16 protein-coding genes and 1 riboswitch are annotated in these 16,221 nt (G+C 35.1%); of the genes, 15 read left to right on the forward strand and 1 reads right to left on the reverse strand.

Annotated features, from left to right (window positions below; genetic code table 11):
• Positions 1 to 6 precede the first annotated feature (6 nt).
• Complete coding sequence (polA, locus tag K5V07_RS13325) at positions 7 to 2,847, forward strand: DNA polymerase I (RefSeq protein ID WP_221917853.1); 2,841 nt, start codon at positions 7 to 9, stop codon at positions 2,845 to 2,847.
• Positions 2,848 to 3,348: 501 nt separating this feature from the next.
• On the opposite strand, the gene K5V07_RS13330 is transcribed toward polA, so the two are convergent.
• The gene (locus K5V07_RS13330; protein ID WP_182651368.1) at positions 3,349 to 4,374 is read right to left on the reverse strand and encodes a LacI family DNA-binding transcriptional regulator; all 1,026 of its coding nucleotides are present in this window, start codon (positions 4,372 to 4,374) and stop codon (positions 3,349 to 3,351) included.
• A 319-nt stretch (positions 4,375 to 4,693) separates the two neighbouring features.
• Between K5V07_RS13330 and rplM the strand changes: the two genes are divergently transcribed.
• From rplM to thiH, 14 genes are all read left to right on the forward strand, one after another.
• Positions 4,694 to 5,149: a 50S ribosomal protein L13 gene (gene rplM, locus K5V07_RS13335; RefSeq protein WP_114754884.1), complete on the forward strand. Its 456-nt coding sequence runs from the start codon at positions 4,694 to 4,696 to the stop codon at positions 5,147 to 5,149.
• On the forward strand, positions 5,149 to 5,535 hold the full coding sequence (gene rpsI / locus K5V07_RS13340) for a 30S ribosomal protein S9 (RefSeq protein ID WP_086453662.1): 387 nt from the start codon (positions 5,149 to 5,151) through the stop codon (positions 5,533 to 5,535). The genes rplM and rpsI overlap by 1 nt, the downstream gene beginning before the upstream one ends.
• A gap of 237 nt (positions 5,536 to 5,772) precedes the next feature.
• Entirely contained in the window at positions 5,773 to 6,552 is a 780-nt protein-coding gene (rpsB, locus tag K5V07_RS13345; protein WP_221917854.1) for a 30S ribosomal protein S2, read from the forward strand.
• A 125-nt stretch (positions 6,553 to 6,677) separates the two neighbouring features.
• On the forward strand, positions 6,678 to 7,640 hold the full coding sequence (gene tsf / locus K5V07_RS13350) for a translation elongation factor Ts (RefSeq protein WP_221917855.1): 963 nt from the start codon (positions 6,678 to 6,680) through the stop codon (positions 7,638 to 7,640).
• Between the two features lie 147 nt (positions 7,641 to 7,787).
• On the forward strand, positions 7,788 to 8,441 hold the full coding sequence (locus K5V07_RS13355; protein ID WP_182648310.1) for a queuosine precursor transporter: 654 nt from the start codon (positions 7,788 to 7,790) through the stop codon (positions 8,439 to 8,441).
• On the forward strand, positions 8,438 to 9,007 hold the full coding sequence (locus tag K5V07_RS13360) for a DNA-3-methyladenine glycosylase I (RefSeq protein WP_221917856.1): 570 nt from the start codon (positions 8,438 to 8,440) through the stop codon (positions 9,005 to 9,007). Before K5V07_RS13355 ends, K5V07_RS13360 begins: the two co-directional genes overlap by 4 nt.
• 37 nt (positions 9,008 to 9,044) lie before the next feature.
• A riboswitch (TPP riboswitch) is annotated at positions 9,045 to 9,140 on the forward strand.
• Between the two features lie 66 nt (positions 9,141 to 9,206).
• On the forward strand, positions 9,207 to 9,413 hold the full coding sequence (thiS, locus tag K5V07_RS13365) for a sulfur carrier protein ThiS (RefSeq protein ID WP_144889617.1): 207 nt from the start codon (positions 9,207 to 9,209) through the stop codon (positions 9,411 to 9,413).
• 144 nt (positions 9,414 to 9,557) lie between these two features.
• Positions 9,558 to 11,381, forward strand: coding sequence for a phosphomethylpyrimidine synthase ThiC (thiC, locus tag K5V07_RS13370; RefSeq protein ID WP_221917857.1), 1,824 nt, complete (start codon positions 9,558 to 9,560; stop codon positions 11,379 to 11,381).
• A gap of 98 nt (positions 11,382 to 11,479) precedes the next feature.
• The gene (locus K5V07_RS13375; RefSeq protein ID WP_221917858.1) at positions 11,480 to 12,070 is read left to right on the forward strand and encodes a thiamine phosphate synthase; all 591 of its coding nucleotides are present in this window, start codon (positions 11,480 to 11,482) and stop codon (positions 12,068 to 12,070) included.
• Positions 12,052 to 12,804, forward strand: a complete 753-nt coding sequence (locus K5V07_RS13380) for a hydroxymethylpyrimidine/phosphomethylpyrimidine kinase (protein ID WP_221917859.1) — start codon at positions 12,052 to 12,054, stop codon at positions 12,802 to 12,804. Before K5V07_RS13375 ends, K5V07_RS13380 begins: the two co-directional genes overlap by 19 nt.
• The gene (locus K5V07_RS13385; RefSeq protein ID WP_221917864.1) at positions 12,794 to 13,426 is read left to right on the forward strand and encodes a thiamine phosphate synthase; all 633 of its coding nucleotides are present in this window, start codon (positions 12,794 to 12,796) and stop codon (positions 13,424 to 13,426) included. Before K5V07_RS13380 ends, K5V07_RS13385 begins: the two co-directional genes overlap by 11 nt.
• Positions 13,413 to 14,183: a thiazole synthase gene (locus K5V07_RS13390; protein ID WP_221917866.1), complete on the forward strand. Its 771-nt coding sequence runs from the start codon at positions 13,413 to 13,415 to the stop codon at positions 14,181 to 14,183. Before K5V07_RS13385 ends, K5V07_RS13390 begins: the two co-directional genes overlap by 14 nt.
• A 147-nt stretch (positions 14,184 to 14,330) precedes the next feature.
• Positions 14,331 to 14,708 carry a GxxExxY protein gene (locus K5V07_RS13395; RefSeq protein WP_221917870.1) on the forward strand — a complete coding sequence of 126 codons (378 nt, stop codon included), beginning with the start codon at positions 14,331 to 14,333 and terminating at the stop codon, positions 14,706 to 14,708.
• A 316-nt stretch (positions 14,709 to 15,024) separates the two neighbouring features.
• Positions 15,025 to 16,146, forward strand: coding sequence for a 2-iminoacetate synthase ThiH (thiH, locus tag K5V07_RS13400; RefSeq protein WP_221917874.1), 1,122 nt, complete (start codon positions 15,025 to 15,027; stop codon positions 16,144 to 16,146).
• Positions 16,147 to 16,221 lie beyond the last annotated feature (75 nt).

A 16,221-nucleotide genomic window follows, 5' to 3' on the forward strand; every position in this document is an offset into this window, starting at 1 on the left:
ACTACTATGTCTCAACAAAAACGTCTTTTTTTACTTGATGCTTACGCATTAATATTTCGTGGATACTATGCTTTTATCAAAAACCCACGTATTAACTCAAAAGGTATGGACACATCAGCCATTATGGGTTTTATGAATTCATTGATGGATGTTATAAAACGTGAAAAACCAGATCACCTTGCTGTAGCATTTGATAAGGGAGGAAGCGCTTTAAGAAATGACCTTTTCCCAGAATACAAAGCCAACAGAGATGCTACTCCCGAAGCGATAAAAATTGCCGTACCTTATATTCAAGAATTACTCAAGGCCATGCACATACCTATTATAGAGGTGAGTGGTTATGAAGCCGATGATTTAATAGGAACAATTGCTAAGCAAGCTGAAAAAGAGAATTACCAGGTCTTTATGGTTACACCTGATAAGGATTTTGCACAACTAGTTTCTGAAAACATTTTTATGTACAAGCCAGCCCGAATGGGAAACGGTATTGAAATTTGGGGTGTACCCGAAGTCTTGGCTAAGTTTGAAATTGAAAGACCTGAACAAGTTATTGATTTTCTTGGCATGATGGGCGATACTGCAGATAACATTCCTGGTTTACCAGGCGTAGGTGAAGTGACAGCAAAAAAACTTTTGAAAGAATTTGGCAGCATGGAAAACCTTTTAGCAAATACAGACAAGCTAAAAGGAAAAATGAAAGAGAATATTGAAGCCAATAAAGAAAAAGGATTGTTATCTAAAACATTAGCAACTATATTACTGGATTGCCCAGTGGTTTTTAATGAAAATGACTATGAGCTCTCTAAGCCCGATGTAGAAAAAACAGACGCCTTATTCAATGAACTGGAATTTAGAAGAATGGCTGAGCAATTTGATGCTATTTTTAAAAGTCCATCTCCGCTTGCACAAAATAACGGAGCCGAAACAGATGCCAAACTTTATAAGAAGCCAACAAAGAATGATGATCAATTTGATCTTTTTGGATCGAATGATCAAGACGGTACTTCAGATGAGAATAGAAATCAATTTTACAGTACGCTAACAAATACTGAGCATTCCTATCAAATTATTCAAGGTGATTTAGGCCTAAAATTACTGTTGCAAAATTTACAAAAACAAACTTCAGTATGTTTTGACACCGAAACTACTGGTCTTGATGCACTGCATGCAGAACTAGTGGGGATTTCTTTTTCTTATGAAAAAGGGAAAGGATTTTATGTTCCGTTTCCAGAAAATCAAGAAGAAGCACAAGCTTTGATAGATAAATTCATTCCATTTTTTGAAAATGAAAACATTGAAAAAATTGGTCAAAATCTAAAATACGACTTGAAAATTCTATCCAACTATAAGGTAGAAGTAAAAGGAAAGTTATTTGACACCATGATTGCACATTATCTAATTAATCCAGATATGCGTCATAATATGGATATCTTATCCGAGACTTATTTAAAATATTCACCTCAATCTATCGAGGCTCTTATTGGAAAAAAAGGGAAAAATCAAAAATCAATGCGTGACGTAGCTCTCGAAGAAATTAAAGAATACGCCGTTGAAGATGCTGATGTCACTTGGCAACTTAAAAATATTTTTACCCAAGAACTAGAACAAACCGAAACTAAAAAACTTTTTGAAGAAATAGAAATCCCATTGGTAAAAGTACTTGCCGATATGGAAAAAGAAGGTATTCGGGTTGATGTAGATTTCCTTAAGTCGCTTTCTAAAACACTTGATGACGATATCAAAATTTTAGAAGCAAGCATTTATGAAACTGCAGGTGAAAAATTCAATTTGGCATCACCTAAACAATTAGGAGATATTTTATTTGACAAATTAAAAATTGGTGGAGTTAAACAAAAGAAAACCAAAACAGGGCAATACGCTACCGGCGAGGAAATACTCAGCTATCTTGCCCCAGAAAATCAAATAGTAAAGGACATTCTAGAGTGGAGACAGTTAGTGAAATTGCAAAACACCTATGTAGATGCCTTACCAAACCAAGTTGACGCCGTTACTAAACGCATCCATACAGACTATATGCAAACCGTAGCAGCTACCGGAAGGTTAAGCTCTAATAATCCTAATTTACAAAACATCCCAATACGCACGGAACGTGGTCGCCAAATTAGGAAAGCATTTGTTGCAAGAGATGAAAATCACACCCTAGTATCTGCCGATTATTCACAAATTGAATTGCGCGTCATTGCAGCTTTGTGTGGAGAAGAAAATATGATAAAAGCGTTTCAAAACAACGAAGACATTCATAAATCTACAGCATCAAAAGTGTTTAACGTGCCGCTTGAAGAAGTAACTCGCGAACAAAGAAGTCATGCTAAAACCGTAAATTTTGGGATTGTTTATGGTGTATCAGCATTTGGACTAAGCAATCAAACTAGTCTGTCCCGTAAAGAAAGTGCCGAATTGATTGAAGCGTATTACCAAACCTATCCAAAATTAAAATCGTATATACAGGATCAAGTAGACTTTGCAAGAGATCATGGTTATGTCCAAACCATTTTGGGACGTCGTAGGTATTTAAAAGATATCAACTCTCAAAACGCCATAGTGCGTGGTGGTGCAGAACGAAATGCCGTAAACGCTCCTATTCAAGGAAGTGCTGCCGATATTATCAAAATTGCAATGATCAACATTCATAAAAGGTTAAAAAGTGAAAATTGGAAAAGCAAAATGTTATTGCAAGTTCATGATGAACTCGTATTTGATGTACATAATGATGAGCTAGAAAAAATACAACCCATGATTAAACACGAAATGGAAAATGCCTTCCAACTTGTTGTGCCACTGGAAGTAGAAATTGGCACCGGTAAAGACTGGCTAGAAGCACATTAATAAAATATACCGCAAATAAAAAATCTCTAATTAAGCAATTAGAGATTTTTTTTGAGGTTTATAATGTACTATTCGTTTTTAAGGAACACTTAAAAATTATAATGAGCTTTCTAAATTGCGACAGCTTTTTTATTGCTTAAAATTTTGTATGACCAGAAAACTAATACACCCAATGGTTGTAAAACAATTAGCGAAAGAATAAGAAGCATTTTAGTTACCGAAGAAACTGTTGTTAAGTTTATAACCGTATACAAGGAGTATATCCAGAATACAAAATAAAAAACCACGAGAATCATAAAAAGAATTTCTAACATAATTTATTTTTTAATTTAATAATATATGATCTCACAATCACTAAAGGTCTTTTTTAGAATATGAAAGTAAATTTATAAAAAAATTAGAAAGTTCAAATATTCAGTTTAAAATTTGATGAATTTTTTATTTATTTCAACAAAAACTAACAGTGATATTAACTATTAAGTACTTCGATAGAAAACAACACTATTGCACTTTTTTAGTCGACTCTCTTTCTTTTAATTTGGTTTTAATCACCTTTGTCACATAAGGAAGATGCTCTTCCTCTGATTCCAACCTCTTAATAAGTAACTTAGCTGCTACTTCACCTATTTCTATACCATGTTGACTAACTGTTGTCAAACTAGGCGATAATCTTCTAGACGCTAAAATTCCGTCTGCAAAACCAATTATAGAAATATCCTCGGGTACTTTGAATCCTTTTTTTAATGCAACTCTTAATGCTGCAACTGAATCATTCTCATCCAATGCAAAAATTCCATCAATTGGATTTTCAAATATAGAATCAATTTTATTTTTAAGATCAAGCTCTGAGTCTGTTCTAATCATAATATCAGGATTAACAGCTATACCATTATTAGATAGTGCTTTTAAATAGCCATCAGTTCTTAATTTACCCACACTCAAATTATCAATAGAAGAAAGTAAGGCAATATTTTTACAACCCAAGTTCAAAAGTTGCTGGGTGGCATGAAGTGCCGAATCAAAATCATCTACAATTACCTTATCACAATCTACCCCATCTGCAATTCGATCAAACATTACAATAGGAGTTCCGTCATTAATTATGGTAGTGAAATGCTGATAATCTTGAGCTTTTTGAGCTTCCTCAGATACAGACACTATAAAACCATCAATAGTACCGTTACTTAACATTTCTAGAGTATGTGCTTCTTTATCCAAAGATTCATTAGAAATACACATGATCACATTATACCCTTTTTCATCAGCTATTTTCTCAATACCACTAAATACTTTGGCAAAAAAAGAATTAAGAATGTTAGGTATTATGACGCCTATAGTTTTTGTCTTTCTATTTTTAAGGTTCAACCCAATAATGTTAGGCTTATAGTTTTTAAGCTTCGCATATTCCTTTATTTTAACCTTCGTTAGCTCACTAATTTCTGGACTATCGTTTAATGCCTTAGACACAGTAGAAACAGAAACGTTAAGTTCCTTCGCGATTTGTTTTAAAGTTGCTTTGGCTTTCATATTAAAAATTCAGTATAAAGTTAAAGTACAAGATAGTATAATTTGTAAAAAATTCAATCTATTGACAAAAATAACGCATTAAGTTCAAAAAAGTAATTGTAACAACAAAAAAAATGCACCAATACAGAACAATAAATAGAAGAATAAAACCAATTTAAAAAAGATGAATTATAAAACGCAAAAAAAATATTAATATACATTTGATAATCAGTACTAAGCACACAACAAAATAATCTTTTAAGGTATTTGTATTTAAAATAATTAATTGTACTTTTGCAACCCCTTTATTGGGGATGGAATGTTTAATTAAAAAAATATTATGGACGCATTAAGCTACAAGACACAGTCAGCAAGCAAAGCCACAGTTACAAAAGAGTGGATTGTTGTAGATGCAGATGGTCACAACTTAGGACGTCTTGCTTCAAAAGTCGCAATGATTTTAAGAGGTAAGTACAAGCCAAGTTACACACCACATGTGGACTGCGGAGATAACGTAATTGTTATCAACTCAGAAAAAATTAACCTTACAGGTAACAAAATGGATGAAAAAACATACATCCGTCACACTGGTTACCCAGGAGGTCAAAGAACTTTAACTGCTAAAGTTTTGCAATCTAAAAACCCTGCATTATTAGTTGAAAAAGCTGTAAAAGGGATGTTGCCTAAAAACAAATTAGGAGCAGAGCTTTTTAGAAATTTAAATGTTGTTGTAGGTTCAGAGCACAAACAAGGCGCTCAAAAACCGAAAACAGTTAACCTTAACGATCTTAAGTAATGGGAGTTATTCACAAAATCGGTAGAAGAAAAACCGCTGTTGCACGTGTATACGTTTCAGAAGGAACAGGAGTAATCACGGTAAACAAAAAAGCATTTGAAACTTACTTCCCAACTGCAACTTTACAGTACAAAGTATTACAACCAATGTCTATGACAGAAAATGTAAGCAACTTTGACGTAAAAGTTAATGTTTACGGAGGTGGTTCAACAGGACAAGCAGAGGCTGTAAGAATGGCATTAGCACGTGCAATGTGCGAAGTTGATGCTGAAAACAGAGGAATCCTTAAACCACAAGGTTTATTAACAAGAGATCCAAGAATGGTTGAACGTAAGAAATTCGGTCAGAAGAAAGCTCGTAAGAGATTCCAATTCTCTAAGCGTTAATATTCAATCTGGTTATTTTTCAGATTATCAAGTTCAAACGCTGGTATTATTATCAGCTTAAACTGAAATATGTTAAAATAAATTTAACATAAAAATTTAAAAACACAGTTGTTGTTGCTCTCCTACCGAGGTAGGAAATAGTTTAGCATCTAAATAAGTCGAAAGTCTTAAAGGCAAAAGCCTAAAGTCGTATCAAAGAAGCTTATTGCTAATCAACAGAACGTAAACTAGAACAAAATGGCAAACAAAATAGAAGTTAAAGACTTACTAGAAGCAGGTGTACACTTTGGACACATGACTAGAAAATGGGACCCAAACATGGCTCCTTACATCTATATGGAACGTAATGGTATTCACATTATCAATCTATATAAAACTGCAGCAAAAATTGAAGAAGCTAATGAAGCTTTGAAAAAAATCGCTGCATCAGGTAGAAAAATATTATTTGTTGCTACCAAAAAACAAGCAAAAGACATCGTTGCTGAAAAAGCAAAAGCTGCAAACATGCCTTACATCACTGAAAGATGGCCTGGTGGAATGCTAACTAACTTTGTAACTATCCGTAAAGCTGTTAAAAAAATGGCTACTATTGATAAAATGAAGAAAGATGGTACTTTCATGACTTTATCTAAAAAAGAGCGTTTGCAAGTAGATCGTCTTCGTGCTAAATTAGAGAAAAACTTAGGTTCAATCGCTGACATGTCTAGACTACCGGCTGCATTGTTCGTAGTAGATATCAAAGCAGAACACATCGCTATAAAAGAAGCACAAAAATTAAACATTCCAGTTTTCGCAATGGTTGATACTAACTCTGATCCACGTGAAGTAGAGTATGTAATTCCTGCAAATGATGATGCTTCTAAATCAATTGACAAAATTTTAACTTTAGTTACATCTGCAATTATCGAAGGACTTTCTGATAGAGGTACTGAAAAAGAAACTGAAGCTACTGCTGAAGTTGCTGCTCCAGCTACTGAAACTGCAGAAGCTCCAGCTGCAACTGCAACTGAAGAATAAATCAAATTTTGAATTCCAAATTTTGAATTCCAAATTCCAAAATCAGAAAATAACTATCTGATAACATTGGAATTTGGGATTTAAAGATTGGAATTTTTACTTTTAACATTAAAATTCAAAATATTATGGCAACAATTACTGCTGCAGACGTAAACAAATTAAGACAAACTACAGGTGCCGGAATGATGGACTGTAAAAAAGCTTTAGTTGAAGCTGAGGGAGATTTCGATAAAGCAATCCAAAACCTTAGAGAAAAAGGTCAAAAAGTTGCTGCTAATCGTTCTGACCGTGAGTCTTCTGAAGGAGCTGCTGTTTCTTTTATCAATGCTGATAACACTAAAGGAGCTATCATCACTTTAAACTGCGAAACAGATTTCGTAGGTAAAAATGAATCTTTCGTAACTTTGGCTAAAGAATTAGTTGAAAAAGCGATCAATTTCTCTTCTAAAGAAGAATTCTTGGCTTCAGATTTCAACGGAATTACTGTTGCTGAAAAATTAATCGAGCAAACTGGTGTTATAGGTGAAAAAATCGAAATCGGTGGTTTTGAAATTTTAGAAGGTGCTTTTGTTGGATCTTATGTTCACGTTAACAAAATTGCTGCATTAACTGCTATTTCTGCTGCTGTACCAAATGCAGAAGTTTTGACTAAAGACGTCTCTATGCAAGTAGCATCAATGGGAGCTGATACATTATCTTACAAAGATTTTGATCCTGCTTTTGTTGAGTCTGAATTAGCTGCTCGTATTGCGATCATTGAAAAAGAAAATGAAGAAGCAAAACGTTTAGGAAAAACTTTAAAAAATGTTCCTAAATATATTTCTTTCTCTCAATTAACTGAAGAAGTTATCAAACAAGCTGAAGAAGATGCTAAAGCTGAATTGAAAGCTGAAGGTAAACCAGAGCAAATTTGGGACAAAATTATTCCTGGTAAAATCCAACGTTTTATCTCTGACAACACTACTTTAGATCAAGAAAAAGCATTGCTAGATCAAAATTTCATCAAAGATGATAGTAAAAAAGTTGGTGATTACGTTAAAGATTTCAATGTTGAAATTACAGGTTTCAAAAGAGCTTCTTTAGGATAGCGACTATTTGATTTCAAATAATTGCTATTTGATTTCATTTTTTAATACAAAGCCCCATTTCAATTCTGTTGGAATGGGGTTTTTTATTTGAAATTACCTTCAGCTAAAATTTCAATAAAATGACTAAATTTGGAAAAAGCTTATTCTATGTTTAAAACCAAAAAAGAAGTTGTCTTTATCATCCTTTCTGGAATATTTATCACTAATGCCGTCACTGCTGAATTGATTGGTGGAAAACTGATACAAATAGGTCCGTTTGTAATGAGTATCGGTATTTTGCCTTGGCCGATTGTCTTTTTAACTACGGATTTAATTAACGATTATTTTGGCGAAAAAGGAGTGAAAAAATTATCCCTAATCACAGCTGGATTAATTGCGTATTCGTTTATTATTTTACTGCTGGCCATGAGTATTCCAGCAGCCAAAGGAATTAGCCCTGTGAACGATGCTCAATTTACCGCCGTTTTCGGTCAAAGTATGTGGATTATTGTGGGCAGTATCATTGCTTTTCTTATATCACAATTAATAGACGTTACTGTTTTTTGGTTTTTTAAAAACCGAACCGGAAATAAAAAAATATGGCTTAGAGCTACGGGTTCCACCATAATTTCGCAACTGTTTGATTCTTTTATCGTATTGGGAATTGCATTTTGGTTGCCCGGCAAAATCAACTTTGAAACCTTCCTAACCTCAGCCTTAACTGGCTATACCTTTAAGCTAGGCACAGCCATACTCTTAACTCCCTTAATTTACCTAGGTCACTACACTATTAAAAAATATTTAGCCACCGAAAAAGAATGATTATAACTGATAAAATACGTTGCGGCTGGTGTCATTCCAGTGATTTATACATGAAATACCATGACGAAGAATGGGGTGTTCCCGTATATGATGACACTACTCTATTTGAATTTTTACTGCTAGAAACCTTTCAAGCAGGTCTAAGTTGGATTACTATCTTGAACAAAAGAGAAAATTTCAAAGTTGCTTTTGACCACTTTGATTATAAAAAAATTGCGCAATACAATGATGATAAAATTCAAGAATTATTAAAAGATGCAGGTATCATTCGCAACAAACTAAAAGTTTATTCGGCTGTGACCAACGCTCAAAATTTCATTACAATCCAAGAAGAATTTGGAAGTTTTTCACAATACATTTGGGCTTTTGTAAATCACACACCCGTTAACAACTCCCCAAGAAACTTAAAAGAAGTCCCTGCCACAACGCCACTTTCGGATGCAATAAGTAAGGATTTAAAAAAACGGGGTTTTAAATTTGTAGGTTCCACCGTTATGTATGCCTTTATGCAGGCCACAGGCATGATTAATGACCATGTAGAAAATTGTTGGAAACGAAATTCATAATTTATAATTTATAATTCATAATTTTCATTACATTTGCTTCACACTTTAGGGGTGTCTACCACGGTAGGCTGAGATTTTACCCTCTGAACCTGATCTAGTTCATACTAGCGTAGGGAAAAGTAAGATGACTTCATTGTACCATATTTGGGTACCGTCGTAGCCATTCCTAAAGTATACCTATATACTAAACTCAACAGGAATGGAACTAAAAATCAACAACCAAACAAAACATTTTGCCGCCAAGAGCCTAACGGTTCAAGCACTTCTTGACTTAGAAATTCCCGTAAAACAAAACGGAATTGCTGTGGCCATAAACAATACCGTCATTCCAAAATCCGATTGGAATTTGCATCCCATACAGGAAACCGACACCATTCTTATCATCTCCGCAACTCAAGGTGGATAAAGAGTCTTCAGTCGCAGTGTTCAGTTTTCAGTGCGAACATTAGACAAGTTTCAAATTCAACTCAAAATAAAAAAATCTGTATTAATCCGTGTCTTCGCTTTAGCGAATCGGTGTCATCCGTGTCCAATCCATAATCACAAACCAATGAACAACGAAGAAAAAATATCTAGAACCCCGTTTCCAAATTCCAAAAAAGTGTACATCGATGGAGAAATCCACCCGATTAAAGTAGCGATGCGTGAAATTTCGCTCGCTGATACTAAACTATCCAATGGCAGAATAGAAAAAAATCCACCGGTAACAGTTTACGACACTTCAGGTCCTTTTACAGATCCTAATCTCGAAATTGATATTCGCAAAGGACTGCCCCGAATCCGCGAACAATGGATTCGGGACCGTAATGATGTAGAAGAACTAACCGAAATCTCCTCCGAATACGGCAAATCACGTTTGAATGATGAAAAGTTAGATCACTTGCGTTTTGAATATTTACACAAACCCATGCGTGCCAAAAAAGGTGCCAATGTGACCCAATTATATTACGCCAAACAAGGCATTATCACTCCCGAAATGGAATACATCGCCATTCGTGAAAACCAACGCATCGAACAACTAAACGAGCAAACAAAAGCAATGCAATGCCAACACGCTGGAAATAGTTTTGGAGCAAATACACCAAAAACTAAAATCACGGCTGAATTTGTTCGTAGCGAAGTAGCAAGAGGGCGAGCTATTATCCCCAACAACATCAACCATCCCGAAAGCGAACCAATGATTGTAGGACGTAATTTTTTAGTGAAAATTAATGCCAATATTGGGAATAGCGCAGTTACTTCAAGCATCGAAGAAGAAGTAGAAAAAGCTGTTTGGGCTTGTCGTTGGGGAGCTGATACCATTATGGATTTATCAACCGGAAAAAACATTCACGAAACCAGAGAATGGATCATTCGTAATTCGCCCGTGCCAATTGGTACGGTACCAATTTACCAAGCTTTAGAAAAAGTAAACGGAATAGCCGAAGATTTAACTTGGGAAGTTTTCCGCGACACCTTAATCGAACAAGCAGAACAAGGCGTTTCTTATTTCACCATTCACGCTGGTGTTTTATTGCGTTACATTCATTTAACAGCTAATCGCGTTACCGGAATTGTTTCTCGCGGTGGTTCTATTATGGCCAAATGGTGTTTGTTCCACCATAAAGAAAACTTTCTGTATACCCATTTCGAAGAGATTTGCGAAATTATGAAACAATACGACGTTGCTTTTTCCCTGGGAGACGGATTACGTCCAGGCTCTATCGCCGATGCCAACGATGCAGCACAATTCGCCGAATTAGAGACGCTGGGTGAACTAACAAAAATCGCTTGGAAACACGACGTTCAAGTATTTATTGAAGGACCTGGTCATGTACCAATGCATATGATTAAAGAAAATATGGACAAGCAATTAGAACATTGTGATGAAGCTCCATTTTACACTTTGGGGCCATTAACAACTGATATTGCTCCAGGTTACGATCACATTACTTCTGCCATTGGAGCCGCTATGATTGGCTGGTACGGATGCGCTATGTTGTGTTATGTTACCCCAAAAGAACACCTTGGTTTACCCAACAAAAAAGATGTAAAAGATGGTGTGATTACTTATAAAATTGCCGCACACGCTGCGGATTTAGCCAAAGGTCACCCAGGTTCACAATACCGAGATAATGCTTTGAGCAAAGCCCGTTTCGAATTCCGTTGGGAAGACCAGTTCAACTTATCATTAGATCCAGATACTGCTAGAGAATTTCACGATGAAACCTTGCCTGCTGACGGTGCAAAAGTGGCTCACTTCTGCTCGATGTGTGGACCAAAATTCTGTTCTATGAAAATTTCTCAAGAAATTCGTGACGTTGCCGAAGCCGAGAAAGGAATGGCAGCAAAATCAGAAGAGTTTATTGAACAAGGAAAAGAAATTTATATTTAAGACGAGAGAATAGATAAAAGAATATAGAGAATAGACCTAAATCACAGTGTATTTTCTATATTCTATACTCTTTTTTCCTTTTCAGAATCTAATCAAAAATGATAGTCATTTCCAATCCAACCGCAATAGCAAACGAAATCAAGACCATTCACACTCTCTTTGAGAATGGATTGGAGTTGCTTCATATTCGGAAACCTGATTTTTCAGCAACAGAAATGAAAACATTTGTATCAAAAATAAAAACTGCTTTCAGACACCGATTGGTTTTACATAGTCATCATCAATTAGCGCTCGAATTTAGAATTGATCGCATTCATTTTACAGAAAAAACAAGAATAGAAACACCCGAAGAACATTTAAAAAAATGGAAAAAAATTGGATACACACTCTCCACCTCTATTCATAAAATGTCGGATTTTGAAGCGCTATCAAGTGTTTTTGATTACGCATTTTTCGGCCCTGTTTTCGAAAGTATTTCAAAACCCAATTATGTTTCGAATCTTGATTTCAAAAAAGAATTAAAACAAAGAAAGAATAACAACACCGCATTGATTGCTCTTGGAGGAATCACATCCGAAAATATCAAAACTGCATTAGCATTTGGGTTTGATGATGTTGCTCTTTTAGGCAGTATTTGGAACAACAACCATTCAATAGAAAATTTTAGACTATGTCACGACCTTTTGTAGTAAGCATTGCAGGTTTCGATCCTTCAGCAGGCGCGGGAGTTTTGGCAGATGTAAAGACGTTCGAGCAACATCAAGTGTATGGCTTTGCTATTAATACGGCAAACACCATCCAAACCGAAAATGAATTTGTAGCCATACAATGGACGGATTTGGATTTTGTTTTGCAATCTGTTCAAACAATATTTAATACTTACAATATAAAAGCCGTAAAAATTGGAATTGTACCTTCTTTGGCATTTTTAAAAGCAGTTGTTCTTTTGATTAAAAAGCTTTCGCCAGAAACAAAAATAGTTTGGGATACCGTTTTAAAATCGACTACAGAATTTGATTTTTTAACTATTGAAAACCAAACTACTTTGATTGAAATACTGAAAGAAATTCATTTAATTACCCCCAATTACAATGAGATTTTACAATTTTCTTCTAAAGGATTTAATGCAGAAACAACAGCTATTTTACTTTCAAAACATTGCCCCGTATTGTTAAAAGGCGGTCCCAATCCAAACGAAATTGGCTTTGATTATTTGTTTTTAGAAAATGAACATTTGAAACTGGCGCCAAAGACTACTAAAATTTTCGATAAACACGGATCAGGTTGCGTGTTGTCATCTGCGATTACAGCTCATTTGGCTTTGGGACAGGAACTAAAAACGGCTTGTGCCAATGCCAAAAAATATATAGAAGCCTACTTACAATCTAACCCCACAAAACTAGGATATCATTATGTACCATAAACTACAATATATCTCTCAAGGAAACACCGTCGAAGAACAATTGTCCAATATTCGCAAAGCGCTCGACAACGGTTGCGAGTGGATTCAGTTGCGTTTCAAAAATGCGTCCACCGCCGAACTTTTTGATGTTGCAGAAACCGCAAAAATTTTGTGCGACGTTTTTTCTGCCTATTTAATCATTAATGACAATGTGCACCTAGCACAGCAATTAAATGCTGATGGAGTTCATGTAGGTTTAACTGATATGAATGTAGCAGCGGCGAGAACTATTTTAGGTCGTGAAAAAATTATCGGAGCAACTGCCAATACTTTTGAAGATATTCAAAATCACATTGAAAATGGCTGTAATTACATTGGTTTAGGTCCGTTCCAATTTACAGCAACAAAACAAAAATTAAGTCCGATTTTAGGGTTTGATGGCTACCGCAGCATTATCGAAAAGATGAAAGCTAAAGAAATACAAATTCCCATTTATGCCATTGGAGGAATCCAACTTACAAACGTTGAAAGCATAATGGAAACTGGCGTTAACGGGATTGCTGTTTCGGGTTTAATTACCCAAAGTGAAAATCCATCCGAATTAATCACACAACTAAACGAAAAACTATATGTTACCATTTAAAATAGGAGATAAAACCTTTGAATCGCGCTTGTTTTTAGGAACAGGGAAATTCGGTTCCAACCAACAAATGGAAGAAGCTATTTTGGCATCCGGAAGTGAATTGGTTACCGTCGCCTTAAAACGTATCGATTTAGAAACCGAAACCGATGCCATTTTAGCCCATCTTAAACATCCAAACATTAATTTATTACCCAATACTTCGGGAGCAAGAAATGCGAAAGAGGCTGTATTCGCAGCGCAACTAGCTAGAGAAGCTTTGGAGACCAATTGGCTCAAACTCGAAATCCATCCCGATCCAAGGTACTTGTTACCCGACCCGATTGAAACCCTAAAAGCAACAGAAGAACTAGCTAAACTAGGTTTTATTGTTTTGCCATACATTCACGCCGATCCTGTTTTATGCAAACGTTTGGAAGATGCCGGAACATCAGCGGTAATGCCTTTAGGATCTCCAATTGGTAGCAACAAAGGATTAAAAACGATCGATTTTTTAGAAATTATTATCGAACAAAGTAAAGTCCCTGTCATCATCGACGCAGGAATTGGCGCACCTTCTGATGCCGCAAAAGCAATGGAAATAGGTGCCGATGCTGTTTTAGTCAATACCGCTATTGCTGTTGCTGGAAATCCAAAACTGATGGCTGAAGCTTTTAAAGATGCGGTAATTGCAGGACGAAAAGCATACGAAGCACAATTGGCACAAAAAGTAAATCGAGCGGTGGCTTCAAGTCCTTTGACAGCATTTTTGTACGAGTAATTTTTAAATTATCACGCAGATTTTACAGATTTACGCAGATAAAAAGTGAAAACAGATTTAAAAACTCTAGGTACTAAAGAATTACGTTTTTCATATTTGAAACAAAATAAATACATTTAATTAATGCTAATTTTTAAATTCAAAAAAATGACAGAAAATGAAATTTCATATCAAATAAGAGGAGCAATTTTCAAAGTATATAACACACTAGGTCCAGGTTTGTTTGAATCTGTATATGAAAGTGCGCTATACTATGAATTAACTAAATTGGATTTAAAAGTGGAGAGACAACTTGAAATTACCATTCCTTATGACGAAATCATATTAGATGTTGCTTTCAAAATTGATTTATTAGTTGAAGATAAAGTAATTATTGAATTGAAATCTGTGGAAGATTTAGCACCTATTCATTATAAACAAATTACCAATTATTTAAAATTGACTGATAAAAAACTGGGTTTGTTAGTTAATTTCAATACTGTCTCGATTTTAGAAGGCATCAAGCGGATTGCTAATAAAATATAATCACAATAAAATAGCACGCAGATTTTGCAGATTTACGCAGATAAAAATTTAAAATAATTGTTAAAAAATCCGCAAAAATCTGTGTGCCAAAAAAAGCAAAATAATGAACACATTCAAATCGGTTTTCGAACGTTAGTTAAATTTAATACTATCTCGATTTTAGAAGACATCAAGCGGATTGCAAATAAAATATAATATAAAGATTAAAAATTGGCACGCAGATTTTGCAGATTTACGCAGAGAAATTGAGGAACAGATTTAAAAAAATCTGCAAAAATCTGCAAAATCTGCGTGCCAAAAAAAGCAGCTTAAAAAGATGAACACATTTATATCGGTTTTTGAACAATATAGTTGGGACAATATTAAAACCAAAATCTACCAAACCTCTGCAAAGGAAGTAGAAAACGCTTTAACGAAAACCAAACGCAATCTAGATGATTTTCTAGCTTTGATTTCACCTGCCGCCCAAGCTTATTTGGAACAAATGGCTCAAATAAGTCACGAATTAACCAAAAAGCGTTTTGGCAAAACCATTCAAATGTATGCGCCTTTGTATTTGAGCAACGAATGCCAAAACATTTGTACCTATTGCGGTTTCAGTTTAGACAACAAAATCAAACGAAAAACCCTGACTGAAAGCGAGATAACACTAGAAGTTGAAGCCTTGAAAAGAGCAGGATTCGACCACGTTTTATTAGTAACTGGAGAAGCCAATTATACCGTGAACATCAACTATTTCCTAAATGCAATTGATCAAATAAAAAATGATTTTTCGACTATTTCGGTAGAAGTGCAACCTTTATCCACAGAAGAATACCTACAATTGCATGCCGCTGGAGTGTATTCCGTTTTGGTTTATCAGGAAACCTACCATCGGGATGTTTATAAGCAATACCACACCAAAGGGAAAAAATCTAATTTCGATTTTCGTTTAGAAACGCCCGATCGAGTTGGAACTGCTGGAATTCATAAAATAGGTTTGGGTGTTTTGTTAGGATTAGAAGACTGGCGTACTGATAGTTTTTTCAATGCTTTACACTTGGATTATCTCCAAAAAACGTATTGGAAAACCAAATACACGGTTTCTTTTCCACGATTGCGTCCTGCGGAAGGAGTGATTCAACCCAACTTTATTATGGATGACAAAGATTTGACGCAATTAATTTCTGCTTATCGGTTATGGAATGAGGATTTAGAGATTTCTATATCGACTCGCGAGAATGAAAAATTCAGAAATAACATTATTCCGCTTGGCACAACGAGTATGAGTGCTGGTTCCAAAACCAATCCTGGTGGTTATGTAGTGGATCCGCAATCTTTGGAACAATTTGAGATTAGTGATGAGCGTTCAGCATCGGAAATTGCCGCTCTTATTTCTAGCCATGGATACGAACCTGTTTGGAAAGACTGGGATAGAACATTTAGTCAAATTTCATAAAGTCGAATGTCATAAGTACTCGACTTTACTTGATAGTTTAGCTTTTGACTTTCCAATATAAGATTTTCAAACTTT

This window comes from Flavobacterium sp. CHNK8 (assembly GCF_019774515.1).
Classification (GTDB): Bacteria; Bacteroidota; Bacteroidia; order Flavobacteriales; family Flavobacteriaceae; genus Flavobacterium; species Flavobacterium tiangeerense.

Bases quoted from the DNA above. Each gene is read 5' to 3' on its own strand.
- thiC (WP_221917857.1), top strand. From the start codon at position 9,558: ATGAACAACGAAGAAAAAATATCTAGAACCCCGTTTCCAAATTCCAAA.
- K5V07_RS13395 (WP_221917870.1), top strand. From the start codon at position 14,331: ATGACAGAAAATGAAATTTCATATCAAATAAGAGGAGCAATTTTCAAA.
- polA (WP_221917853.1), top strand. From the start codon at position 7: ATGTCTCAACAAAAACGTCTTTTTTTACTTGATGCTTACGCATTAATA.
- rpsB (WP_221917854.1), top strand. From the start codon at position 5,773: ATGGCAAACAAAATAGAAGTTAAAGACTTACTAGAAGCAGGTGTACAC.
- rplM (WP_114754884.1), top strand. From the start codon at position 4,694: ATGGACGCATTAAGCTACAAGACACAGTCAGCAAGCAAAGCCACAGTT.
- K5V07_RS13385 (WP_221917864.1), top strand. From the start codon at position 12,794: ATGTACCATAAACTACAATATATCTCTCAAGGAAACACCGTCGAAGAA.
- rpsI (WP_086453662.1), top strand. From the start codon at position 5,149: ATGGGAGTTATTCACAAAATCGGTAGAAGAAAAACCGCTGTTGCACGT.
- K5V07_RS13355 (WP_182648310.1), top strand. From the start codon at position 7,788: ATGTTTAAAACCAAAAAAGAAGTTGTCTTTATCATCCTTTCTGGAATA.
- tsf (WP_221917855.1), top strand. From the start codon at position 6,678: ATGGCAACAATTACTGCTGCAGACGTAAACAAATTAAGACAAACTACA.
- K5V07_RS13390 (WP_221917866.1), top strand. From the start codon at position 13,413: ATGTTACCATTTAAAATAGGAGATAAAACCTTTGAATCGCGCTTGTTT.
- thiH (WP_221917874.1), top strand. From the start codon at position 15,025: ATGAACACATTTATATCGGTTTTTGAACAATATAGTTGGGACAATATT.
- thiS (WP_144889617.1), top strand. From the start codon at position 9,207: ATGGAACTAAAAATCAACAACCAAACAAAACATTTTGCCGCCAAGAGC.
- K5V07_RS13330 (WP_182651368.1), bottom strand. From the start codon at position 4,374: ATGAAAGCCAAAGCAACTTTAAAACAAATCGCGAAGGAACTTAACGTT.
- K5V07_RS13375 (WP_221917858.1), top strand. From the start codon at position 11,480: ATGATAGTCATTTCCAATCCAACCGCAATAGCAAACGAAATCAAGACC.
- K5V07_RS13380 (WP_221917859.1), top strand. From the start codon at position 12,052: ATGTCACGACCTTTTGTAGTAAGCATTGCAGGTTTCGATCCTTCAGCA.
- K5V07_RS13360 (WP_221917856.1), top strand. From the start codon at position 8,438: ATGATTATAACTGATAAAATACGTTGCGGCTGGTGTCATTCCAGTGAT.